This is a genomic window from Xanthomonas sp. NCPPB 1754 (assembly GCF_041475725.2).
Lineage (GTDB): Bacteria > Pseudomonadota > Gammaproteobacteria > Xanthomonadales > Xanthomonadaceae > Xanthomonas > Xanthomonas euvesicatoria.
The window spans coordinates 3,137,913-3,162,466 of record NZ_CM192982.1 but is presented as its reverse complement, the minus strand read 5'-3'; the positions used below and the strand labels follow the sequence as shown (position 1 = coordinate 3,162,466).

Here is a 24,554-nt window from a genome sequence, read left to right as displayed (position 1 = left end):
TTCTGTCCCTGTGGGAGAGGGTTGGGGTGAGGGTCTGGTACAAGCGACGCATCGATCCAACGCGACCTGATGTTCAAGGTTGGTTGTACCTTTATCCACGAACAAACGACGACTGATTGCGTGTCCCCGGCGGTTTGCTCTGCTGCGCCCGCACCTCAAGCCCTCTCCCGGGAGCAGAGGGCTTGCAACCTTCCCCTCGCGTGCAGGGCGATCCGCACACGCACGCTCATCAGCTGGCATGCTTGTGCGATGCCCACATCTCGCCATCCAACACCGCGCGGCACCGCCAGCCCGCCTGCGCGCGCAGGCTCCAAGAGCGCGTCACTGTCCGGCGAGCAGGCGCGGCTGCGGATTCTTCAGGCGATCGGCGCAATTCCCGTGGGCGAGGTCGCCGGTTATGGGGAAGTTGCCCGGCGCGCGGGCCTGCCGGGCCGTGCGCGACTGGTGGCACGCGTGCTCAGCGGCAACGACGACCCGCAGCTGCCCTGGCACCGCGTATTGCGCAGCGACGGCCGGATTGCCTTGCCCGAAGGCTCGGCAGGCTACCGCGAGCAATGCCAGCGCCTGCGCGACGAGGGCGTCCAGGTGGAACGTGGCCGTGTGCGCCGGGCCAGCGCCGCGCAGCGGCTGGATGCGGCCGTGTGGGGACCTTCATAAGCCTGCCGTTATCATCAGCAGCATTCCGAAGGAAGCCGCCATGCCTCAATTGCCGCCCGTCACCAAAGCATTACTGATCGCCAACATCGGCTTGTTCCTGCTGCAATGGGCGGTGGGCGACCTGGGCGCTGGCGTGTTGCCATCGGACAGCGTGTTGTCGTGGCTGATGTTGTGGCCGCTGTCCAACGGCTTCGATGCGTTTTCGCCGGGTGCCAGCTTCATGCCCTGGCAGCTGCTGACCTACGCATTCCTGCATGGCGGCTTCAACCATCTATTTTTCAACATGCTGGCGCTCTTCATGTTCGGCGCGCCGTTGGAACAGACCTGGGGCCAGAAGCGCTTTCTCACCTACTACCTCGTGTGCGTCGCCGGCGCCGGCCTGTGCCAGTTGCTGATGGCCTGGTTCACGCAAAGCGGTGCGCCGGTCGTCGGCGCATCGGGCGGCGTGTTCGGTTTGCTGCTGGCTTACGGAATGCTGTTCCCCAATCAGCGCGTGATGCTGCTGTTCCCGCCGATTCCAATGAAGGCGCGGACCTTCGTGATCGTGTTCGGCGCGATCGAGTTACTGCTCGGGGCGACCGGTTGGCAGCCTGGCGTGGCCCACTTCGCGCATCTGGGCGGCATGCTGTTCGGCTGGCTGATGATCCGCTACTGGCGCGGCCAGTCGCCATTCGGCGGCAGCGGCGGAAGGAAGGGCGGCGGGAAGCGCAAGCCGCCGTTGCGCGTGGTGCGTTGAGATCCACGCTGCTCCGTAGGAGCGACCCTGGCCGCGATGGGGTTTTACCGGCAAGGCTTCATCTCGGCCGGGCCGCCCCTACGAAGAGCGCGTTGAGGTAAGCAACGGATGGGCGAAATGCCAGGCACAAAAAAAGAGCGCGGAGTCCGCGCTCTTCTTTATTGCCTGCCACTGCGTGCTGATTGCCAGCGACTTGCTGGCGCCTGACTCAGCGCCAGATCTTCAACTGCTCGGCATCCACGCGCTGCATCGGCTGGCCGGCCTTGCAGCTGAACGCTGCACCGAACTCGGGCAGGTTCGAGAGCGGGCCATTGGTGCGCCACTGGCCCGGTGCGCGGATGTCGGCGCTTGCGCGCTGCACCGCCTCGTTGGGCGACAACTGCTGTGCCCACAGCCCGGCCCAGGCGGTGAAGAAGGCCTGCTTGTCGGCCTCGGTGGCTGCCGGCTGCGCCTTGCTGAACGCCTGCCAGGCCAATTCGACGCCGGCCAGATCGGCCAGGTTCTCTTCGGCGGTCTGCGCACCATTGACCTTGGCGTTGGGCACGCCCGGGTACGGGTAGGCGGAGAACTGCGCGGCGACCTTGTTGGTCAGCATGGTCCAGCTCGCCTTTTCGGCCGGCGTCCACCAGCTGCGCAATTCGCCCTTGGCATCGACCAGCGAGCCCTTGGCATCGATCGCACGGGTGATCTCGTGTGCGACCAGCGCACCGTAGGCACCGTACTGCGCGGCCTGGGTGCCGCCGGTGGTCAACACCGGCGCCTGCAACACGGCGGAAGTGACGATCAGGCGGTTCTGCGCAATGTCGTAGGCCACCGCCGGCTGTTGCGGCAGCACGTCCCAGCGACGGTCGGCGTTGCCCTTGCCGATGCGCTTCATCTCTTCGCGGTGGCGCCAGGTCGAGGCGATCAGCATATTGCCGCCGAAACTGCCGCGCCCCATCGGCTGCACGGTGTAATCCAGGTCGCGTCGCGGCGCGCCGACTTCGATCTTCATCGCGGCCAGCTTGGCCTTGGCTTCGGCCACCACCTCGCCGTTGCCCCAACCGGTGCGCTCCAGTGCGGCCAGCTGTGCATCGCGCACCTGGTCTGCGATGGCTTCGGCCTGGCGACGGGTGTCGCTGCTCAGATAACGCGCCACGTACTCGCGGCCGAGCATCGGGCCGGCGGCCACGTTGATCGCGTCCAGCACCTGCTGCCAACGCTGCGGCGGCACCGCATCGCCACGCAGCAGACGGCCACGGAACTGGTATTCGGCATCGTGGAAGCTCTTGGACAGGTACGGCGCCATCGCATCGCCCACGCGCCAGCGCAGGTAGGCCTTCCATTGGTCCGGCTTGATGCTGACGATCATGCTGTCGAGTTGCTTGAACATGGCCGGGTCGGCCATCGACACCAGGTCGTCCTTGACGCCCTGCGCCTCCAGAAAGTCGGCCAGGCGCAGGTTCTTGTACTGCTTGCCCAGTTCCTTGGTGGCGATCGGTGCGTAGTTGTTGAACGGGTTGTTGATGCCCTGCACCGACTGCGCGCTACGCGCCAGCGCGGTTTCGATCTGCAGCACGGAGGCGGCGTCGGCGTCGAGCTTGTCGGCAGCGGTGCCGGTCAGCGCCAGGATCTGCTTGACGTACGCGCGGTAGCGGCCCATCAGCGCCTGGGTGTCGGCGTCGGTGCGGGTGTAGAAGGCCGGGTCGGGCAGGCCCATGCCGCCCTGCATGAAGTAGCCGATATGGCGATCGAGCGCCTTCAGGTCCACGTCCGGGCCGAAATTGAAGCCGACCGGAATACCGACCTGATGCAACGCGGCGATGGAAGCGGGCACATCCTTGGCCTTCTTGATCGCGTCGATGCGCGAGAGCAGGGGGGCGATCGGATTGGAGCCGTCCTTCTCCACAGCCGCTTCGTCCAGGCCGCTGGCCCAGAAATCGCCGAGCAGCTTCTGCACGTTGCCCTGCGGGGACTTCATCGATGCATCGAGCAACTCGCGCTGCTGCTGCAGGGCGCGCTCGGACAATTGACCCAGCGCGGTGACGGCGCCGGCCTGCGGCACGGGGTTGGCCTTGAGCCAGCTGGCGTTGGCGTAGTCGTAGAAATTGGTGCAGGCCGCCGAGACGGCCGGAGCCTTGGGCGCTGCGGCCTTCTTCTTGCGAGCGGCGTCGGCGTCGGGGGCGGACAGCAGCGAGATCAGACTGAAGCCAAGAGCGAGGGCAAGCGGACGAATGGTGGGCATCGAGAAGAAGGGTGGCCAGATTGAAGTCGGCGGAGTTTAGCAAGGCTGCGTGCCGCGCAGGCAGGCGCGCGCGCCGGTTCGTGTTCGGTGCCGGCCGCTTGCATGAATGCGACAGGCCCCCGCGTGCGGGCCTGTACCGGGTGCCACCGTGTTGGAAGCGCTTGCAGCCGTCGCCTGTGCAGGCTTACCAGATCACCACACGGTCTTTTTCTGGCCGCACCATCGCATCGCCGGCCTTGCAGGAAAATGCCTTGGCGAAGGAGGGCATGTTCGAGGGCGGGGCAATGGCGCGCAGGTTGTCGGGCGCATGGGGGTCGCTTGCCAGGTAGACCAGCTGCTGCTGTTCGCGCGTCTGCCCACGCCAGCTGCGTGCATAGTTCAGGAAGAAGCGTTGATCCGGGCTGTAGCCGTCGATCGCGACGGCGCGTTCCGGATGCGCGCGCAGATCTGCCTGCAACGCATCGTAGGCGACGTTGGTACCGCCCAGGTCGGCGATGTTTTCGCCCAGGCTGAGCCTGCCATTGACGTGCACCGTGGGGTGGTCGGGCAGCGGCACGTAGGCATCGAACTGTTTGACCAGTCGCTCGGCACGTTGCTCGAAGGCCTTGCGATCCTGCGGTGTCCACCAGTCGACATTGTTGCCGGCGCCGTCGAACTGGCGGCCCTCATCGTCGAAGCCGTGCGTGGCTTCGTGCCCGATCACTGCGCCGATGCCGCCGTAGTTCAAGGCGTCGTCCGCACTGGCGTCGAAGAACGGCGGCTGCAGAATTCCGGCAGGGAAATTGATGGAATTGGTGCTGGGGTCGTAATACGCATTGACCGTCTGCGGGGTCATCTGCCAGCGCATCCGGTCGGTGGGCTTACCGATCTGGGCGATGTCGTAGTGATAATTGAATTTCGCTGCTGCCTGCAGGTTGCGGTAATACGCGCCAGGCACGATCTCCAGCCCCGACCAGTCGCGCCAGGTGTCGGGATAGCCGATTTTGGGCAGGAATGTTTGCCACTTGGCGATGGCCTTGGCCTTGGTTTCCGGGCTCATCCAGTCGACGTTCTCGATGCGCGCCTTGAGCGCAACACGCACGTTGTCCACCAAGTCGCTGGCACGCTGTTTGGCTTCCGGCGTGAACACCTTGGCGACGTAGAGCTGCCCCAGCCCTTCGCCCATTGCGCCGTTGACCGTGCGTAATACGCGCTTCCAACGCGGCTGCTGTTCGGGTTGCCCGGACAGCGTTTTGCCATAGAACGCGAAGTTGTTGTCGACGAAGGCCTTGCTGAGCTGCTTGGAGGCGTCGTCGATGGTGTGGAAGCGCAGATAGGCCTGCCATTGGGCGATCGGCGCGTTCGCCAGCTGACGATCGAATTCGGCGAAGAACCGCGGCTGCGACAGGGAAAAGCCGGCACCGCTGTCGATGCCTTGCACAGCGAAGAAATTGCTCCATGCAAAGTGCGGCGTGAGTTTGTCGGCCTCGGCCGTGCTGACGAAGTGATACTGGTTCCTGGGGTCACGCGCCTCGGTGCGTGTGAGCGAGGCCGCGGCCAGCCGTGTTTCGAGCGCGAGGACCTCGCTCGCCTGTGCCTTGGCGGCGTCTGCGGTGCTGCCGGTGAGCTCGAAGGATTTGGCGATGTAAGCCAGATATGCCTCGCGAATGGGCGCGTATTCGGGAGAGGTGTAGTACTCCTTGGTCGGCAGGCCCAGTCCACCTTCCTGCGCGAACGCGATCTGCCTGTCGGCATGTTTGAAGTCCGCACGTGCGCCGAAATCGAACACCTGCGCATCGCCTTCGGCAAAACGATGCGTGATGTAGTCGGCAACGTCCTTGCCTGAGGTCAGCGCGGCGATGGCGTCGAGCTGTGGCTTGATCGGCCGGTCGCCGGCCGCTTCGATGGCCGCTTCATCCATGCCCGAGGCATACAGCATGCCGATCTTGTGGGCGACAGGATTGGTTTGGGTGTCCGCCTGCCTTGCGGCGTCTTCGGCAATCTGGCGTTGGGTGGTCAGGCTGTTCTCCACGAGCACGTCGGAGACCCCCCAACTGGTGCGGTCGGCCGGGATGGGATTGGCTTTTTTCCAACGGCCATTGACGAAATCGTCCAGGTTCTGGCACGCGTTGGTAACTGCATCCAGTTCGCCGATGTCGAACGCAGGTTTCGCGGCCGCTGTCGCTGCAGGTGCCGAGGTCGCGGTTTTTTCCGGCCTGCTGCTGGTTTGCGCTTCGCGTTGGCAGCCTGCCAGGGCGACCAGCAGGGCAAGGGCAAGCGTGGAGGTCTTGGTGTGTGACATGGGCGCCAGCGGCTGGGATAAACGCCGAGCATAAGCGGACCCATCACCAGGGGGCGCGTGCGTTGAGTTTTGTTGAGGCTTGCATGCAGGCGCGATTGCAGATCGCACCGCATTGCAACTGGTGTTTGCGGGTCTTGCGTAGCCTGCGCTTGTGGCGAGCGCAGCGACGGCGTCGCAGCAGGATGCGCGTTCTACCCGTTGGTCGGCATCGGTCTGGCAGCGCGTGCGTGCAGGAAAGATCATCCAGTGCAGGAGCATGGCCTGCCTCGGTTATTGGTGCCGGCTGGCGGATTTGGAGAAAGACGCTGCGGCAAATACGGGGTGCACAACGAAAACAGGCGGCCATCTTTCGATGGCCGCCCGTGGTTTTACCGCGCTTGCGCAATTACCAGATCACGACCTGCTTGTCGCCCTGACGCACCATCGCATCGCCCGCCTTGCACGAGAACGCGGCGGCGAAGGCCGGCATGTTCGACGGTGCGCCGATGGCGCGGAAGTTCGCCGGTGCATGCGGGTCGGTCTTCAGGCGTACGGCCAGTTCTTCCGGGGTGAAGTTGCGACGCCACACCGTGGCCCAGTTGAGGAAGAAGCGCTGGTCGCGGGTGATGCCGTCGGTCTTGGGGTCGTCCTTGCCGGCAGTGGCGGCCTTCATGGCGTCGTAGGCGGTGTTCAGGCCACCCAGGTCGGCGATGTTTTCGCCCAGGGTCAGGTCGCCCTTGACCTTGTCGCCGGCCGGCGTGCGGTAGCCGTCGAACTGCGCCACCAGCTTGCCGGTGCGTGCCTTGAACGCGTCCAGGTCCTTCTGCGTCCACCAACCCGGATCGGGGATGAAGTTGCCATCGGCGCCGAAGCGGCTGCCCTGGTCGTCGTAACCGTGGGTCATCTCATGGCCGATCACTGCACCGATGCCGCCGTAGTTCATTTCCTCCGGCGCATTCGGGTCGAAGAACGGCGGCTGCAGGATGGCGGCCGGGAACACAATCTCGTTTTGCAGCGGGTTGTAGTAGGCGTTGACCGTCTGCGGGCTCATGCTCCATTCGGTCTTGTCCACCGGCTTGCCGATCTTGGACAGGTTCCACTTGTAGTTGAATTCCTGCGCGGCCATCACGTTGCCCAGGTAGCTGTCGCGGCCGGTGCTCAGGCCGTTCCACTCACGCCACTTTTCCGGGTAGCCGATCTTGGGCGTGAAGCTTTCCCACTTGGCGATGGCCTTGGTCTTGGTCTCCGGGCTCATCCAGTCCAGCTTTTCGATGCGGGCCTTGAGCGCGGTACGCAGATTGGTCACCAGGGTTTCCATCTTGGCCTTGGAATCGGCCGGGAAGGCAACCTTGACGTACAGCTGGCCCAGCGCTTCGCCGGCCTGGCCGTTGATGGTGGCCAGCACGCGCTTCCAACGCGGCTTGATTTCCTTCTGGCCGCGCATTGTCTTGTTGTAGAACGCGAAGTTCTCATCGACGAACGGCTGGCTCAGGAACGGCGAAGCGCCATCGACGGTGTGGAAGCGCAGGTACGCGCGCCAGATCGTCGGGTCGGTATCGGCGATCATCTTGCTCACTTCCTGATGGAAGGCGGGGATCGCCAGCGAGAACATCTCCGGCGTGGCCACGCCCTGCGACTTGAAGAACTCGGTCCACGACCAGTTCGGGGTCAGCTTGTCGGCCTCGGCGGGGGAGATCGGGTTGTAGGCCAGCGAGGCGTCGCGCGACAGCTCGGTGCTGGTCTTGGACACCTTGGCCAGGCGGGTTTCGAACGCGACCACTTGCTTGGCCTGCGCCGCGGCATCGGCCGCGGCCACGCCCGACAGCTCCAGCACCTTGGCGATGTGCGCCTGGTAGGCCTCCAGCTTGGCCTTGTTGGCGGGGCTGGTGTAGTACTCCGGGTCCGGCAGGCCCAGGCCTCCCTGCATGGCATAGGCGATGTTCTGGCTGGACTTCTTGAAGTCCGCTTCGGCGCCGAAGCCGAAAAGGACGTTGTTGCCCTTGGCCGCGCTGCTGCGCAGGTAGTCCACCAGCTTGGCCTGGTCGCTGATCGCGTCGATGGCGGCCAGTTCCGGCTTCAGCGGCTCGATGCCCTGCGCGTTGATCTTGGCTTCGTCCATGCCGGTCGACCACAGGTCGCCGACGATCTTTTCCACACCGGTGGCCTTGCCGTCGGCTGCGGCCTGTTCCACCAACTGCCGCTGGATCGCATTGGAGCGCTCGTCGAGCATCTCGAACGCGCCCCAGCTGGTGCGGTCGCTCGGCACCGGGTTGGCGGCCAGGAACTTGGCATTGGCGTAGGCGTTCAGATCGGTACAGGCGTTGCTGTTGGGGTCTAGGTCGGCCGCGGTGAACTGGTTCACTGCCGGCAGCTTGCTCTGGTCCAGGGTCAGCGTCTTGGGCGCTGCCGGGGTAGTGGCCGCGGTGTCGCCCGCAGGGGCGGCAGGTGCGGTGTCTTCGGACTTCTTGCAACCGCTCAGGGCGGTGGCCACGGCCAGGGTCAGCGTCAATAAATGAGGTGTACGAATCACAAAGGACTCCGGAAGCATCGATGGGAAGCCCCGTCGCCGGGGCCGTGGCCGGCACTCTACGCCTCGCCAGCCGGATGGCATGGTGTCGAAGGTCATGGGTGCGGGGCGTAGAGGGCCGGGGGAGGCACCAGCTTTTGGGGCGCGGGGGTACCGAACATCCAGTGAGCCGGCCCGCCATGGCCAGTAGGCAACGGCGGTACTGTCGATGTCACACAACCTGCAGCTGTCGGCTGGAGGTGTCGGCGTGGTCACCCCCGAATCACCCAGCGGGGCACTTGCTGGCAACCACTAGCGGCACTGTGCAGCGACCGTTCTTCGCCTACCACCTGCGCGCGCCGCCGCAGTGCTGCATTGTTAGCGGCGGGCAGGCTCATACGCTGCCGTTGACAGATGGTGGGCGCAGATGAGCGGTGCTATATACCAGTGCATGCCCGTCGCCTCTGAACCCCTGGATGCACTGATCATCGGCGCCGGCCACAACGGGCTGGTGTGCGCTGCCTATCTGGCCAAGGCTGGTAAAAGGGTGCTGGTGTTGGAAGCGCGCGACGTGGTTGGCGGTGCGGCGGTGACCGAGGAGTTTCATCCAGGTTTCCGCAATTCGGTGGCGGCGTACACGGTGTCGTTGCTGCAACCCAAGGTCATCGCCGATCTCGCACTGGAGCGCCATGGCCTGCACGTGGTGCCGCGACGTCTCAACAATTTTCTGCCGTTGCCGAACGGTGACTATTTGCTTGCCGGGGCAGGGCGCACGGCACAGGAAGTTGCCAGGTTTTCAGCGCGGGATGCGGCCGCATTGCCCGCCTACGAAGCGCGGTTGGAGCAGTTGGCCGACGTATTGCGTGCGCTGGCCTTGCAGCCACCGCCTGATGTCACCGATGGCGGCTGGCTACAGGCATTGCCGCAGTTATGGCGGGCAGGCAAGCTCGGGCTGCAGTTGCAGGGCCTGCCGCTGACACTGCGCCAGGAGCTGTTGGACCTGTTTACGATTTCAGCGGCCGAATATCTGGATCGCTGGTTCGAAAGCGCGCCGATCAAGGCCTTGTTCGGCTTCGATGGCATTGTCGGCAATTACGCCAGTCCCCACACGCCGGGTACCGCATACGTGTTGTTGCACCACGTGTTCGGGCAGAGCAACGGGGTCAAGGGGGCATGGGGCCACGCCATCGGTGGCATGGGTGCGATCACTCAGGCCATGGCCGCCAGCGCGCGCGAGTACGGCGTGCAGATCCGTACCGGCTGCGTGGTGGAGCGCGTGTTGGTGGAGCAGGGGCGTGCGGTCGGTGTCGTCACGACCGGCGGTGAGACGATCCACGCCCGCGCGATCGTGGCCAACGTCAACCCGAAACTGCTGTATCAGCGCCTGATGCGGCCAGGCGACGTGCCTGCGACAACGCGCGAATGTATTGCCCATTACCGCTGCGGGTCGGGCACCTTCCGCATGAATGTCGCACTCTCGCGCCTGCCGGACTTCACCGCGTTGCCCGGCGACGGCGATCACCTGACCGCCGGCATCATCATGGCACCGAGCCTGGACTACATGGACCGCGCCTGGCATGACGCGCGCGCGTTGGGATGGTCGCGTGAGCCCGTGGTCGAACTGCTCATTACCAGCACCCTGGACGACACCCTTGCGCCGCCTGGTCAGCATGTCGCCAGCCTGTTCTGCCAGCACGTGGCACCGCAACTGCCCGATGGCGGGCAGTGGGACGATTATCGCGACGAGGTGGCCGATCTGATGATCGCAACGGTCGAGCGCTACGCGCCCGGATTCGCGGCATCGGTCCTGGGCCGGCAGATCCTCAGCCCGCTCGATCTGGAACGCATCTTCGGCCTGGTTGGCGGCGACATCTTTCACGGCGCCCTCAGCCTCAACCAACTTTTCAGCGCGCGCCCGCTGCTGGGGCAGGGTGCCTATCGCGGCGCGGTGCCGGGGTTGTATTTGTGCGGGTCGGGCACGCATCCGGGCGGTGGTGTGACCGGTGCACCCGGACATAATGCGGCGCGGGTGATTTTGGGTGGGTGAAAGCTCACCTTAAGACACTCGACGCATAAAAAAAGGCCTCTGAAACCAGAGGCCTGGAGCAAGAACATCCACTGCAACGAAAGCGCCATTTAGACGCTTCCGTTGCCGACGATCAGAAGTCGTAGGATGCCGAGAGACGAACGAAGCGCGGCGTATTGAAAGAGAACGTATCGGTTCCGATCCCGTAGGTGTTGGACACCGTGGAGGGTGCGGTTTCGTAGACACCGTTCACGCGCAGCACGTCTCGCTGGTTGAGCACGTTGAAGACTTGCAGTCCCAACGCCAGCTTGTGGTCGGCGAAGCTAGGACGGTAGGTCACGCCCAGATCCAAGTTGGTTGTCCAAGGCGTGCGGCCTGCATCGCCCGGACGCGACGGCTGACCACCGCAGTAGTGATATGCCGAGCCATAGCTGATCGGATCGCTCTCGTCGGTGCCGAAGTAACCAAGGCAGGATTTTGGCGTTCCGGACATGACACGCAACGTGGCAGACGCCATCCATTCCGGCGTCAGCTGATAGGCGCCGAAGGCCTTGAGCTGATGACGACGGTCGTTGGCCAGGCTGCCGCCGGCGTAGTACATGAGAGCCGCGGCGTCCCAATCCTGGGTCTTGGACACATCGGATTGACCGATATCCGACTTCACCTGCCCCTCGGTGTTGCCGTAGCTATGCGACCAGGTGTAGTCGACGCGGCCATACCACTTCTCATCGAACGGGTGTTCCAGGAACAGGTCGACGGCAACATAGTTACGGCGTGCTTTGTCGGTGAAGCCCCAATCGGACTGGGACATACGCACGCTGGTGTAGCCAGAACCATCGACATTGCGCAGATTGTAGGTGTTGGTCTGGCCGGGGTTGAACATCACACAGCCGGGAATGCTGACAGCATCCGCATCGCCGCCCTGAGCGGTCAGCTTGTCGCCGATCTTTGCGGTGTCGCAGACGTCGTCGATGGCCGACTGCAGTTTGCGATAGGTGAACTTGGCACCGGAGTTCCAACTTGAGCCGAGCGTCTTTTCGAAGCCGATCAAGAATTCGTCCTGGTACTGCGACTTGAGATCCGTCGGAGCAAAGGAGTTCGGATCGGGAGCCTGGCCGTACTCGCCGTTGGAAGACACCGGGCCAGGGCCAAGCGAACGCAGGCCGGTGGGCTCGCCATTTGCGTCGATACCGGTGTAAGCGAAGTATTCGTCGGTGTAGGTAGACGCCGACGCGCCACGAATCGCTACGCTGTTAGGCAGCGCGAGGTAGTAACGCCCCAGATTGGCGAACACCTTCAACGAGGAGTCGCCGAAAATGTCCCAGCTGGCGCCAACACGCGGTGCCCATTGGTCGCCGCTGTCAACATAAGCAACATGGTCGCTATTGAAGTTGGTGAACTTATCGTTGCGGATGCCGAGCGTCACCAGCCAGTTGTCGCTGACTTGCCAACGGTCTTCCAGATAATAGGCCTTCTGCTCCACGGCCATGCTGGTCGTGGTGGTGAAGATGCGGCGCTGCGCGTAGTAGCCATTACCGCCGGAAGGACCGACTCCCAGACCGGGTCGGATGGCTTGCGTAGGATCGGTTTGGCGACCGTAGATCCACTGATAACCGGGACCGGTAGTACGCACGCCTTCGTTGTAGGCATTGAAGTACATGTTGTCCACGCCAGCGGTAAGGTCGTGGTTGCCCAAACGGTATTCCAGTTCTACACGAAGGCTGCGCGTTTTGTTCGTCGGGTCGTCGGCTTTGGCGCGGTTGGTGGTCTGGTTGTTGCCAATCGGTTGCCCGCCAGTGATCGCCGGATCCTGGTTGGTAAAGCTGCCCAGGAACGGCAGGTCGGAGACCAGCTGGTTGAATTGCTTGTTTTCCTGTTTGCTGCGCCCCCACGTGGCACTCAGCGTCAAGTCATCGGTAATGTAGCCGGTGTACTTGAAGATGTCGTAAGTGTCCTTGATCTTGAACGTATCCGGGTATGTCCCGGTCGCTTCGCCGCCGGAAAGGTTGTCGTAATCGAAGGATGTGTAATACCCGGAACGGCGATCGGTGTTCTGAACGCGCGTATATTCCAGGATGTTGTTGTCGTTGATGTTCCAATCGATCTTGCCGTAGAACTTGGGCGAGCTGTAGTCGTAGTTGTTGCGCGCCTGGGTGCTGTCGGTGACCGCATTGGTCGTTACTCCGTCGGTCTTATCGGTTTCGCCGGCGACAAAAATAAACAACTTGTCTTCGATCAGCGGACCACCGGCGTAGGCGCTATACACCGTACGGGTCTGCGTATTGTCCTTGCCGCTGCGATAGAGCGTGCCCGGTTGAGTAGGATCGGTGTACCCGAAATTCGTGGGCAAAGTAGCGTTCGGGAACCAGACATCGCCACGCGAACTTGCAAGCGCCTTCGGCTCCCACACCGCCTGTGCACCGAAGTGCCACTCGTTGGTGCCGCGCTTGCCCACCTGGCTGATCACGCCGCCGGTTGAACGGCCGTAGCGCGAGCTATAGCCACCGGTATAGGTTTCCTGCTGGTCGATAGCGCCGTAAGGCAGGCTGACGCCACCCAGATTGCTCAGTGGATTGCTGACGTTGAAACCATTGATGTAATAAGCATTTTCGGTGACGCCGGAACCGCCGAAAGACACCACCGAGCGCGAGCCATTGTTGAATGCGCCTGCACCAGCCACCGCACCCGGCGCAAGCAACGCAATCGCTTCGGCGCTACGCCCCAGCGGCAAGGTGGCCAGCTGCTCGGAGGTAATGACCGAGCGCGAGCTGGTCGAGCTGACATCGATCTTCGGTGCGTTGGCGGCGGTAACGGTGATCGCACCGAGCGTGGTTGCATCGGCGTTGCTGCCCGATGCGGCCGCGCCGGCGAAGGAGACTTCAGTGCCTGAGCCAACGCGCAACTGCACGTTCTTGCGGGTGTCGACGACCTGGTCGCCGCGCTTCAGGGTGACGGTGTAGGCGCCCACCGGCAGCGAGCCGAGGTTGTAGCGGCCATTGGCATCCACCGTAATGGTGCGGCTGAGCCCGGTGTCGCTCTGCACGACGATCGTGCTGCCGGCTTCAGACGGGGCGCTGCCGTAAATGCTGCCGGTGGTGCTTTGCGCGTAGACCGCGCCGTTGGTTAGGCAAGCACCGAGCACGACGGCGAGAGCGGTGCGTTTGAGGACTTGGCGACGAAACTGATTGCTCATTCCTGACCTTTCAACTGGAGTTCGGATAGGGCGGTCATCGGGGAGTCAGATGGCCTTAACCCGAACGTAATGAATGCCTGCTACCGAGTGCAAGCATCTGACATGATTTGTTAATGAAATAACCCAAATCCGCATCGGAAATGAGGAATTAGGCACAAAGTGGCGTTGTATTGCACACGTAGGCAAACGACCTGGAGCGGCGCTTGTGAGTTAATGGTTACGTTCGATACAGATTGCCTGATGTAATCGGCGTGTTCGAAGGTTGTTGGGTGGTCTGCGCAGCGAGTGATGATCCATCGCGTTGCCAAACCGCAAAAAAAAGCCCCGACAAGCGGGGCTTCTTCTACACGCGTGAGGCCATCAGAATCGCACTGTCGTGCCCAGGTAGAAGAACCGGCCCACGTTGTCATACAGCGCAGAGGTGAAATCCGAGCCGAAGTAGTTGCGCGGCGGATCCTTGTCGAAGGCGTTGTCGATGCCCAGGTATACGTCGATCTTCGAGCCGGGGATTTGATAGCCGAACTGGAAGTTGTGATAGACGTACGAGCCATTCTTGATCGGGCTGGCCGAGCCAGGGTTGCTGTTATAGCTCTCCGGGGTCACCCGCAGATTGCCGTCCACATAGTTCATGTCCCACGATGCGCGCCACTCGTTCCAGTTGTACTTGGTCTGGAACTGCGCACGCCAGCGCGGGTCGGTCACGTAGGTCACGTACTCGTCGTATTCGGCCGGGAAGTCCTGGAATACCCATTCGCGCGACTGGATCAGGCGGGTGCCGACGAACCGCAGCACGGTATTGCCTCCGCCGATCTGGAAGCGGTAGTCCATTTCCAGATCCACGCCTACGCGACGCGAACGGGCAAGATTTTCGTTGAGCGCCTGCCACCCGATGATGCTGTGTTCGGGATAGATGCGCCCCTGCGGATCGGTGAAGCCACCCAATGGTGCGCGTTGCACGAAGCCGCAAAAACTGTTGCCGATACCGCCGGGGTTGTCCACGCAACGGGTGGCGTTGGTTTCGGCGGTCACCGTGCCGATGGCATCGCGCAGGTCGATGCGCCAATAGTCGATCGACATGCCGAATCCTTCGAAGAATTCCGGCTGCCACACCAAACCGTACGAGAGGCTACGCGCGCGCTCCGGCTTGAGCTCCGGATTGCCGCCGCTCACGCCGGGACGCGTGGAGGTAAAGGTGTCGATCCAGCCCACCGGAATCCCCAGCGCGCTGCAGTTGGCCTGACGCAACGCCACATCGCCGGCGGTGCCGGGACGGTTGATATTGGTGGGCAGGTAATTGCAGGGGTCGTTGATGGTGGCGAAGTTTTCGCTCTGCGAGTCGTACAGCTCGCCAATGCTGGGTGCGCGCACGGCCTGTGCCAGCGTGCCACGCAATCGCAGTGACGGGATAATGGTCCAGTCAAGGCCGATATTCCAGGTCTTGGTCGAGCCGATACTGCTGTAGTCCGAATAGCGCCCTGCAACGTCCAGCGCCAAGCGATCCACGCCCGGCAGGCCGGCCAGCAACGGGATGGTGCTTTCGACGAACACTTCCTTGACGCTGTAGTCGCCGCCACTGTTGGGGATGGCGTTGAGGAAGGTCGCCCCCGATGCTGCCAACGGGTCGGTGACTTCCTCGCTCTGTTCCTTGCGGTATTCCACGCCGCCAGCGAAACCGATGTCGCCCGCCGGCAGCGACAGCAGGCTGCTGTTGGCCACCGAGGCGCTGAATACGGTCTGCTGGATCTTGGCTTGCGAGCGCGCGGTGGTGTTGAACCATGCAGCCGCTTCCGGAGTGACCGCACCATTGCCGAACACGCTGAAAGGCACGCAGCCCTCGCGTGCCAGCGCCGAGTACACGCGGCCGGTGTTGGGGTTGACCGCAGTCGGATCCAGCGTGGTGCGGCAGACGATGTTGCCGCTGGCATCGCGTGCGGCGTCGATGCCGGCCTGCCAGCGTTCATTGATGCGGTTGTTGAGGTTGAGGCGGTCCACCGTGGTCTTGCCGTAATTGGCAGACACATCGTAGGTCCAGTTGTCGGTCAGGTTGCCTTCGGCGCCGAGAACCGCGCGGTAGGTCTTGCGTTCGATGTTTTCGCCGCGGCGGCCGGCATCGACGTTGAAGCGGTTCATCAGGATCTGCGTGGCGCCGCGCGAATCCATCAGGGCGCCGAGCTCGGGGCTGACGTACGGGTTCTGGCGGCGCACGCGCAGCGAGCTGTCGAATGCCGGTTGGCCGAAAAATTCCGAATCGGTTTCGCTGTACTTGCCTTCGAAGAACACGCGATGGTTTTCGCTGATCTCGAAGTTGACCATGGTGTTGACGCTTTTACGATCGAAGCCGGGTTGCAGATCGGCCACCGCATTGAGGTCGACAAAATCGCAATCCACGCACGAAGTGTTGCTCACCACGGTGCCGTCGTAACGGTTGCGCCGGAAGCTGCCGTCGTCGTTGAACACATAGCGGTTGCCGTAGCTGGCCGGGTTACGGAAATCGAACGTGCCCAGATTGAAGGTGCCGCCGTAGGAGGTCGAATGATTGCCACCGGGGCCGCTGAGCACGTTTTGCGGATTGCTTTCGCTCGGCGGACGGGTGGGGTCGAAACCGGGGTTGGGCACACTCACCAGATACTCGCGGCCGATGGCGCGGTTGCCGCGACCGAAGCGGTCTTGCTTGCTATATTCGCCGGACACCGCGATGTTGCCGCGGCCGCCGGCGAAATCGGTGCCTGCAGAAAAGCTGGCAAATGAGCGGTTGTAATTGCCTTCGTCGGCCAGGCCGGTTTGCGCGCGCGTTTCGAAACCGGTGAAGGATTTCTTGAGGATGAAGTTGACCACGCCGGCCACCGCGTCGGCGCCATACACCGCCGATGCGCCGCCGGTGATGACTTCCACGCGCTCGACCCATTCCACCGGAATGGTGTTGACGTCCACCGCAGTCGAGCCTGGGCTTGAGCCTACGTGGCGACGCCCGTTGACCAGCACCAGCGTGCGGTCCACGCCCATGCCGCGCAGGTCGAGCAGGCCCAGGCCGGCGGTGCCGATGAAGCGGGTGGAATTGCCCAGCGTGTAGCTCGGTGCCAGTGCCGGCATACGCGCCATCAGGTCGCTGATGGTGGTCGCACCGGTGGCGCGGATTTCTTCGGCGCTGATGGCCGTCACGGGCGAGGGCGTGACAAAGCCGGTACGCGCAATGCGCGATCCGGTGACGGTGACCTTGTCCAGATCGGTCGTATCAGGCGCGACGCCATTTTCGGATTGGGCGGCAGCATTGCCCGCAGAGGCGGCTAGTACGCCGAAAAGTGCAGTGCTGAGGCGATGGCGACGGGTGCGTTGCGAGGTACGGCTCGACATGATTTCGCGGATTCCTTGCTGGGATTCGATTTGCACAGTTGGGTTCGCTGAGCACCAGCTGAACCGCATTTTGACCGTAACAATTCTTTAATCTTGTGTCCATCTCTGCGAAATTTGTCAGTAAGTGTCACGTGCGAGCTGCACGTGCGTCTGTGTCGCGTTGGCAAACCAGGCGGCTGCGTCTGATCGAGCCGGTACACTCACGCCCTCTTCGATGCGGCGCAAGGCGATGCTTGAGTCGCTCGCGGTAGCACACGACAAACCGGGTAGGCGATGAACACGATGGCGAAAAGTGGTTTCTTGGCGACGCGCGCGGTTGCGCAGGCGGTTGGCGCATGACGGGCGAACGCAGAATCGCCGCGCACGCGGTGCAGGGCACGTTGGCGCCGCATTCGCGCATCCGCAATGTGATTGCGGTGGGGTCGGGCAAGGGCGGCGTGGGCAAGTCCACCACTGCGGTGAATCTGGCACTGGCGCTGCATCAGTTGGGCGCGCGCGTCGGCGTGCTGGATGCCGATATCTACGGCCCCAGCGTGCCGGCAATGCTGGGCCTGAGCGGGCGGCCGGACAGCCCGGACAATAAGTCGATCGAGCCGCTGCGTGCATTCGGGATCGAGGCGATGTCGATCGGCCTGTTGGTCGATCAGGACACCCCCATGATCTGGCGCGGGCCGATGGCGACGTCCGCGCTGACCCAGTTGTTCAACGACACCCTGTGGGACGACCTGGACTATCTGCTGATCGACCTGCCGCCGGGCACCGGCGACATCCAGTTGACACTGTCGCAGAAGATTCCGGTAGCCGGTGCGGTCATCGTCACCACGCCGCAGGACATCGCCACGCTGGACGCGCGCAAGGCCTTGAAGATGTTCGAAAAGGTCGAGGTGCCGGTGCTCGGCATCGTCGAGAACATGGCGGTGCATACCTGCAGCAGCTGCGGCTACCGCGAGCATCTGTTCGGCGAAGGCGGCGGTGAGCGCATGGCGGCGCAGTACGGCGTGCCGTTGCTGGGGTCGTTGCCGCTGGAGATCGCAATCCGTGAGCAAGGCGATGCCGGCCAGCCGGTTGTGGTAGCCGCGCCAGAGTCGGTGGCAGCCAAGGCATACCTAGCGGCGGCGACGCGGCTTGCCGAGGAGCTGGGCAAGCGCCCACGCGCCAGCATCCCGATCTCTGCATCCCTGCTGTAGCGCATCGGGCCGGCGGTGCCGGCCGCTGATAGAATTCGCCGTCTTCGCGCGGGCCGCTCGGCCCGCCGCCTTCCGTCTTCAAGGAACACGCATGAGCATCAAGAGCGACCGCTGGATCAAGCGCATGGCCGAACAGCACGCGATGATCGAGCCGTTCGAACCCGGCCAGGTCAAGCACGATGCTGCCGGGCAGCGCATCGTCAGCTTCGGCACTTCCAGCTACGGGTACGACGTACGCTGCTCGCGCGAGTTCAAGGTCTTTACCAACATCAACTCGACGATCGTCGATCCGAAGCACTTCGATCCCGGCAGCTTTGTCGATATCGAATCGGATGTCTGCATCATTCCGCCGAACAGCTTCGCACTGGCGCGTACTGTGGAATATTTCCGCATCCCGCGCGACACGCTGGTGGTATGCCTGGGCAAGAGCACCTACGCACGTTGCGGCATCATCGTCAACGTGACCCCGCTGGAGCCGGAGTGGGAAGGCCACGTGACCCTGGAATTCAGCAATACCACGCCGCTGCCGGCGCGCATCTATGCCAACGAAGGCGTGGCGCAGATGCTGTTTTTCCAGTCCGACGAAGTGTGCGAAACCTCGTACAAGGACCGCGGCGGCAAGTACCAGGGCCAGACCGGCGTGACCCTGCCGCGGACCTGATGAGGTGGCGCGGCCGTGGCCTTCAGCAGGTCGCGGCCGCCTTCTCGCGGTAGCGCAGCAATTGGCGCACACCGGCGGCGATCAGGAACACCGGCCACCAGGTCGCGATCAGGTTGCCCACATCCATATGCGCCAATCCCAGATTGTCCAGCAGAAACAACGCGCCCAGGACGATCAGGAACAGGGCAGGAATCAGACGGTAGTTCATGGCGACATCCTCGGTTGGTGTGAGGCCATGCTGCGCTCGATGCGCCCGTCAATCAGGTGCCGGAAGTCAACAGTTGCGGATGACAGTCGTCATGTTGCATCGCCAGTGAGTGCCTCAAGTGCGGTGATGCCCGACTCCCGAATCCCCGCCCGACCTACTTCCCGCGCCCGAACAGCATGCCAATTCCGCACGCAACCAGTGCGGCCGGCCACCAGGTGGCGATCAAGCGACCGATACTGAGATTGGTCCAGCCCAGGTTATTGGCCAGGAACAGCAGGCCGACGAGGATCAGGATCAGCGCGGCGACGACATTGGATTTCATGCGGGAGACTGGTTGAAAGACAGGTGCCTATCGTAGCCGTTGCGCCCACGCCGCGACATGCTGCTGCAACGCCTCGGCCGCAAAGCGCTGCGCACTGCCGCTGCCCCAGACGGGCCCGGGCCAGGCGGCATCGCCGGGGTGGCGGCCGACCAGATGCACATGCAGCTGCCGCACGATGTTGCTCAGCGCGCCGATATTGAGCTTGCCCACCCCGGGTTCGGCGCGCAGCAACTGCGAGAGCTGGTTGATTTCGGCCAGCAACAAACGCTGCTGGCCGCCATCCAGATCGATCCATTCACTGACATCGGCCACCCGTGGCACCAGCACCAGCCACGGGAAGCGGGTGTCGTCCATCAGCCGCACCTGCGACAGCGGCCCGTCGGCCACGAACACACTATCGGCCGCCAGGCGCGGGTCGAGCTGGAAGTCGCCCGCAGGCCTGTCCGGTGCGGTGTCGCTCATCCCAGGTGCGCCGCGAAGAAGCCCAGGGTGCGCTCCAGTGCGCGCTCGGCACTGTCGGCGTCGTAGTGGGTGGGGTCGATGCTGCGGTTGAAGGCGTGCCCGGCCGGGTAAACGAAGGTTTCCATCTGCGGCAGCTTCTCGCGATGGGCCTGGATCGCCTCGGGCGGAATGCTGGCATCGCGCTCGCCGAAGTGGAACATCACCGGCGCCTTGGGGGTTTCGTCCAGCAGCTGGGTGTTGCGGCCGCCGTAGTAGCTGACCGACGGCAGCCCCAGGCGAATGGCCGACAGCAGCGCGACGGAGCCGCCCCAGCAGTAGCCCACCGTACCGACCTTGCCGGCGCGGGTGAGCAGGGTGGCGGCAGATTTCACCACCTCCACGGCGCGCTCCAGGCCGACCGCGTTGGCCAGCGCCAGGCCCCGCTGCAGGCTCTGCTGGTCGTACGGCAACTGCACGTCCTTTTCTTCCAGGTCGAAAAAGGCCGGTGCCAGCACCTCATAGCCGCGTGCGGCGTAGTCGTCGGCCACTGCGCGGATATGTTCGTTGACGCCGAAGATTTCTTGAATCACCACCAGGCCGCCGCGCGGGCTGGAAGCGGGTGTGGCGTGCCAGGCGGCAACCTGGCCGTCGGGGGTGTCGAGCGTGGTCCAGTGACCCATGGAAACTCCTGCTGCAGTCCGGGGAGGCGCGCATTATCGAACGGATCGGCGGGGGCGAAGGTGAGGGTTCCGCTAAGATGACCCCGCTTGCGCGGCATGCGGTTCAGAGCGTCGCCCCCGCGCCGCTATAATTGACCCGCTCAGGCCCCAGGCCGCTCCGCTTCCCAGGCTCCTGCTTCCATGTCCCAGCTGAACCCTAAAGTCGGCTTCGTCAGCCTTGGCTGCCCGAAGGCGCTCGTCGATTCCGAACGCATCCTCACCCAGCTGCGCGTGGAGGGGTACGACATCGTGCCCAGCTACGACGCTGCCGATGTGGTGGTGGTCAATACCTGCGGCTTCATCGATTCGGCAGTGACCGAATCGCTGGACGCGATCGGCGAAGCGATGAACGCCAACGGCAAGGTCATCGTCACCGGCTGCCTGGGCAAGCGCCCGGAGCAGATTCGTGAGGCGTATCCGCAGGTGCTGGCAGTATCCGGCCCGCAGGACTACCAGAGCGTCATGGAGGCAGTGCACGCCGCGTTGCCGCCGCGTCACGACCCGTTCGTGGATCTGGTGCCGGACTACGGCATCAAGCTGACCCCGCGCCATTACGCTTACTTGAAGATTTCCGAAGGCTGCAATCACCGGTGCAGCTTCTGCATCATTCCCTCGATGCGCGGCGATCTGGTCTCGCGTCCGGTCGATGAGGTGCTGCGCGAAGCCGAGCGGTTGGTGCGCGGTGGCGTCAAGGAATTGCTGGTGGTGTCGCAGGACACCTCGGCCTATGGCGTGGACCTGAAGTACGCCGAGCGTCCGTGGCGCGACCGCATGTACCAGACCCGCATGAAGGCGCTGTGCGAGGGGTTGTCGGAGCTGGGCGTGTGGACGCGCCTGCATTACGTGTACCCGTATCCGCACGTGGACGATGTGATTGGGCTGATGGCCGAAGGCAGGCTGCTGCCGTATCTGGACATCCCGTTCCAGCACGCCAGCCCGCGCATCCTCAAGTTGATGAAGCGCCCGGGCGCGGTGGAAAAAACCCTGGAGCGCGTGCAGCGCTGGAAGGCGATGTGCCCGGAGATCACCGTGCGCTCGACCTTCATCGTCGGTTTCCCCGGCGAAACCGATGCCGAATTCGAATCCTTGCTGGACTTCCTGGATCAGGCGCAGCTGGACCGCGTCGGTGCGTTTGCGTATTCGCCGGTCGATGGCGCCAGCGCCAACGCATTGCCGGATCAGGTGCCCGAAGAAGTGAAACACGAGCGCCTGGCGCGCTTCATGGCCAAGCAGGCGCAGATCTCTGCGTTGCGCCTGGAATCCAAGATCGGCAGCGTGCAGCAGTGCCTGGTGGATGTGATCGAAGACGACATCGCGGTGGCCCGCTCGCGTGCCGATGCGCCGGAAATCGATGGGCTGGTGCATATCCAGAACGGCGGCGAGCTCGGCTTGAAGGTGGGCGATCTGGTCGATGTGGAAATCACCGACAGCGACGAGCACGATCTGTTTGGCGATGCATTGCCGTCTGGCCCCGCGGTGCAGCAGCCAGGGCGGACATTGAACCTGCAGATCGTTTAGCCGCAGCAGGATGCCGGCTGGCCGATGGCGTCGGCGCTCCCGACTGTGCCGAACCGTCGGCGCACATGCCGCGGTGGGCACGCCAAGCCGTAGGAGCGTGCCTGAGCGCGACGAGGCTGGCGACGCGCAGCCGCCCCCGGCACGACGCGCTGCGCACCAACATCGCCTGTGGGCATGACATCGCCGCATGAGGGTGGTCGGGGCGCGAGCGTATCAGCAGGTCACGCGGCAGTCCTGGGGCACTGGGTGTTCGGTTCTCTGTGGCCTCGATTACCGCCGTTGCCGATGCACGCGCCAGAATCGCTTCGCGCGCTGTATATCCCTTACAGCGGCACGTACTGCACCGACACCACCACAAACGTGTGCTTGCCGGCCGGCAAGTGCGCGTCGAATTCGTCGTCCACGCGCTTTTTCAGCAGTGCGCGCGCCAGCGGCGAATCGATGCTGATCCAGCCGCGTCCGGCATCGGTTTCGTCCGGGCCGACGATGCGGTAGCGCAGCAACTCGCCGCTGTCGGCATCTTCCAGTTCCACCTGTGCGCCGAAGAACACCGCGTTCGCGTCGGTGGGTGCGGTGTCCACCACGCGCAGCGCTTCCAGCCGCTTGCTCAGATAGCGTACACGCCGATCGATTTCACCGAGCTGCTTCTTGCGATAGGTGTATTCCGCATTTTCAGAGCGGTCGCCTTCTGCGGCGGCCGCCGCAAGGGCACGGACTACTTCGGGCCGCCGCACGCGCCACAAGTCGTCCAGCTCGGCCTTGAGGCGGGCATGGCCTTCGGGCGTGATCAGCGCAGTGCTTTTCTCGGCAGGCGGGCGCCAGCGGCTCATGGGGCAGGCAATTTCCAACGGCGGGGCCGCGATGCTAGCGCGCATGACGTGCTTGCGCATCTGCCGCCGCACAGCGAAGCTTTCCGCCATTCTTAAGACACGGATGTTGTCATGCTGATCATGCCGCTGCACAAACCCTGGTCGCGACAGAACATCCCCTGGGTGACGCTGCTGCTGGTGCTGATCAATGTGGCGGTCTACCTGGGCTACCAGCGCAAGGACGACAGCCTGGTCGAGAGCGCCGTGCACTACTACGTGCACTCCGGCTTGGGCGCGCTGGAGGCCGATGCGCATGCGCGCTACCTGCAGCAGACCGCCAACGCCAAGCTGCGCGCGGCACGCCAGGCAAAGCTGGACAGCGTGCCTAAACCGCAACGCATCGCGTATCTGGCGCACCTGACGATGCACGATGTCGCCTTCGAACACGCCCTGCGCAGCGGCACGTTGTTCAACGACGACGCGCGTCTGCGCGAGTGGCGCGCATTGCGTGCGCCTTACGACACGCGGCTGTCCAGGATATTTACGCTGCGCCATGTGCAGCGCAGTTCCGAATGGTCGCCAGCGCGCATGCTGACTGCCACGTTCCTGCACGGCAGCTTCGATCATTTGCTGGGCAACATGCTGTTCCTGCTTGCCTTGGGTACCTTGCTGGAAGGCGCCATCGGCAGTGGCTGGTTCCTGGTGCTGTATCTGCTCGGCGGATTCGGCGCCAGCCTGGCCAGCTTGTGGTGGCGCTGGGGCGAGCCCGGTGGCGGTCTGGGTGCCTCCGGTGCCATCGCCGCGCTGATGGGTGCGTTCTGCGTGGTCTGGGGCAGGCGCAGGGTGCGTTTTTTCTATTGGTTTTTCGTCGTCTTCAATTACGTGCGCGGCCCGGCGATCCTGCTGTTGCCGCTGTGGCTGGGCTGGGAGTTGTATAGCCTGGCATCCAGCGACGACGGCGCAGTCGCCTTCGAGGCGCATGCCGGCGGACTGGTGAGCGGTGCGTTGCTGGGCGCCTTGCTAGTGGTGCTGCGGCAAACTCGGCCAGAATTTATGCAGGAGGGCGACGCGGTTGCGGTGGACGATCGCTGGGAGCGTGCGCAGCGCCATCTGGGCCGGATGGAAAACGCCGAGGCCGAACATTTGCTGGCGGAGTTGGCGAGCGAGCAGCCGCACAATCTGGAGGTTGCGCTTGCGCGCTATCGCGCTGCGCGTCATGCAGGGCGCAGCCAGGACAGCCTGCGCCATGCCGAGACGCTGCTGGCCCTGCAGACCCATAGCGCCGAACAGACACGCATCCAGCTGGCAGTTGCCGCCGAACTCAGTAAGGCCAGGATTGCCTGCAGCCCGACGGCGCGCAGGGCGCTGATCGCTGCGTGCATGCGTAACGGCCTGTTGGCCGATGCCGAGCGTCTATTGAAGGAAAGCGAATTGAGTACGCCGTGCGATGAATTGGCCCAACAATGGTTCGTGCTTGCCTTGCGTCACGGTGAGCTGCAGGACGGTGCGCAGCGCACGCGCTTGCTGCGCCAGCTGCTGGATCAGTTTCCCGAGCAGGGACAGGCCAAAAAAGCACGCTTTTTGCTCGAAAACGGTTGAGCGGTTTCTGCCCAACGCGTGCTCTTTGACTCGCGCGGCGCCGGGCGGGCAAGGGCCGGTCGCGTTGGCTGACATGCATGGTTCGGAGCTTGATGGGATCTGTCTGCCTGGAACCTGCAGAACGGATCCTCAGCCGA

At 63.7% G+C, this 24,554-nt stretch carries 17 protein-coding genes; 7 read left to right on the top strand and 10 right to left on the bottom strand.

Features of this window, described 5'->3' with window-relative positions:
- Positions 1-249: 249 nt before the first annotated feature.
- Both ACCQ15_RS13855 and ACCQ15_RS13850 read left to right on the top strand, forming a co-directional pair.
- Positions 250-657 carry an MGMT family protein gene (locus ACCQ15_RS13855; RefSeq protein ID WP_011347973.1) on the top strand — a complete coding sequence of 136 codons (408 nt, stop codon included), beginning with the start codon at positions 250-252 and terminating at the stop codon, positions 655-657.
- A 40-nt stretch (positions 658-697) separates the two neighbouring features.
- Positions 698-1,393 (top strand): rhomboid family intramembrane serine protease, encoded by a 696-nt coding sequence (locus ACCQ15_RS13850; RefSeq protein ID WP_014090553.1) that lies wholly within the window; start codon positions 698-700, stop codon positions 1,391-1,393.
- 208 nt (positions 1,394-1,601) lie between these two features.
- Here ACCQ15_RS13850 and ACCQ15_RS13845 read toward each other — a convergent pair whose 3' ends face one another.
- From ACCQ15_RS13845 to ACCQ15_RS13835, 3 genes are all read right to left on the bottom strand, one after another.
- The gene (locus ACCQ15_RS13845) at positions 1,602-3,617 is read right to left on the bottom strand and encodes a M13 family metallopeptidase (RefSeq protein WP_372380684.1); all 2,016 of its coding nucleotides are present in this window, start codon (positions 3,615-3,617) and stop codon (positions 1,602-1,604) included.
- Between the two features lie 184 nt (positions 3,618-3,801).
- The gene (locus ACCQ15_RS13840; RefSeq protein ID WP_372167940.1) at positions 3,802-5,898 is read right to left on the bottom strand and encodes a M13 family metallopeptidase; all 2,097 of its coding nucleotides are present in this window, start codon (positions 5,896-5,898) and stop codon (positions 3,802-3,804) included.
- A 385-nt stretch (positions 5,899-6,283) separates the two neighbouring features.
- Positions 6,284-8,386: a M13 family metallopeptidase gene (locus ACCQ15_RS13835; RefSeq protein WP_029819769.1), complete on the bottom strand. Its 2,103-nt coding sequence runs from the start codon at positions 8,384-8,386 to the stop codon at positions 6,284-6,286.
- 448 nt (positions 8,387-8,834) lie between these two features.
- Between ACCQ15_RS13835 and ACCQ15_RS13830 the strand changes: the two genes are divergently transcribed.
- Positions 8,835-10,430 carry a phytoene desaturase family protein gene (locus ACCQ15_RS13830; protein ID WP_372380683.1) on the top strand — a complete coding sequence of 532 codons (1,596 nt, stop codon included), beginning with the start codon at positions 8,835-8,837 and terminating at the stop codon, positions 10,428-10,430.
- A 112-nt stretch (positions 10,431-10,542) separates the two neighbouring features.
- Here ACCQ15_RS13830 and ACCQ15_RS13825 read toward each other — a convergent pair whose 3' ends face one another.
- A complete protein-coding gene (locus ACCQ15_RS13825) occupies positions 10,543-13,602 on the bottom strand; it encodes a TonB-dependent receptor (protein WP_372380682.1) in 3,060 nt (1,019 codons plus the stop codon).
- Between the two features lie 360 nt (positions 13,603-13,962).
- Positions 13,963-16,953 (bottom strand): TonB-dependent receptor plug domain-containing protein, encoded by a 2,991-nt coding sequence (locus ACCQ15_RS13820; protein ID WP_372380681.1) that lies wholly within the window; start codon positions 16,951-16,953, stop codon positions 13,963-13,965.
- Positions 16,954-17,288: 335 nt separating this feature from the next.
- Here ACCQ15_RS13820 and apbC point away from each other — a divergent pair, with 335 nt between their 5' ends.
- Both apbC and dcd read left to right on the top strand, forming a co-directional pair.
- Positions 17,289-18,140, top strand: a complete 852-nt coding sequence (apbC, locus tag ACCQ15_RS13815) for an iron-sulfur cluster carrier protein ApbC (protein ID WP_065628061.1) — start codon at positions 17,289-17,291, stop codon at positions 18,138-18,140.
- Positions 18,141-18,231: 91 nt separating this feature from the next.
- On the top strand, positions 18,232-18,801 hold the full coding sequence (gene dcd / locus ACCQ15_RS13810) for a dCTP deaminase (RefSeq protein ID WP_008577495.1): 570 nt from the start codon (positions 18,232-18,234) through the stop codon (positions 18,799-18,801).
- A 22-nt stretch (positions 18,802-18,823) separates the two neighbouring features.
- On the opposite strand, the gene ACCQ15_RS13805 is transcribed toward dcd, so the two are convergent.
- The 4 genes from ACCQ15_RS13805 to ACCQ15_RS13790 form a co-directional block, all read right to left on the bottom strand.
- Positions 18,824-19,009 carry a LiaI-LiaF-like domain-containing protein gene (locus ACCQ15_RS13805; protein ID WP_029819764.1) on the bottom strand — a complete coding sequence of 62 codons (186 nt, stop codon included), beginning with the start codon at positions 19,007-19,009 and terminating at the stop codon, positions 18,824-18,826.
- Between the two features lie 154 nt (positions 19,010-19,163).
- Positions 19,164-19,331, bottom strand: a complete 168-nt coding sequence (locus ACCQ15_RS13800) for a LiaI-LiaF-like domain-containing protein (RefSeq protein WP_008577498.1) — start codon at positions 19,329-19,331, stop codon at positions 19,164-19,166.
- A 27-nt stretch (positions 19,332-19,358) separates the two neighbouring features.
- Complete coding sequence (locus tag ACCQ15_RS13795; protein WP_372380680.1) at positions 19,359-19,793, bottom strand: HIT domain-containing protein; 435 nt, start codon at positions 19,791-19,793, stop codon at positions 19,359-19,361.
- Complete coding sequence (locus ACCQ15_RS13790; RefSeq protein ID WP_011347964.1) at positions 19,790-20,452, bottom strand: dienelactone hydrolase family protein; 663 nt, start codon at positions 20,450-20,452, stop codon at positions 19,790-19,792. Before ACCQ15_RS13790 ends, ACCQ15_RS13795 begins: the two co-directional genes overlap by 4 nt.
- 180 nt (positions 20,453-20,632) lie before the next feature.
- Between ACCQ15_RS13790 and rimO the strand changes: the two genes are divergently transcribed.
- A complete protein-coding gene (gene rimO / locus ACCQ15_RS13785) occupies positions 20,633-22,009 on the top strand; it encodes a 30S ribosomal protein S12 methylthiotransferase RimO (RefSeq protein ID WP_011347963.1) in 1,377 nt (458 codons plus the stop codon).
- Between the two features lie 323 nt (positions 22,010-22,332).
- Here the strand turns inward: rimO and greB are convergent, their stop codons facing one another.
- Positions 22,333-22,839, bottom strand: a complete 507-nt coding sequence (gene greB / locus ACCQ15_RS13780; protein ID WP_011347962.1) for a transcription elongation factor GreB — start codon at positions 22,837-22,839, stop codon at positions 22,333-22,335.
- Between the two features lie 111 nt (positions 22,840-22,950).
- Here greB and ACCQ15_RS13775 point away from each other — a divergent pair, with 111 nt between their 5' ends.
- Positions 22,951-24,417, top strand: coding sequence for a rhomboid family intramembrane serine protease (locus tag ACCQ15_RS13775; protein ID WP_372380679.1), 1,467 nt, complete (start codon positions 22,951-22,953; stop codon positions 24,415-24,417).
- Positions 24,418-24,554: the final 137 nt, after the last annotated feature.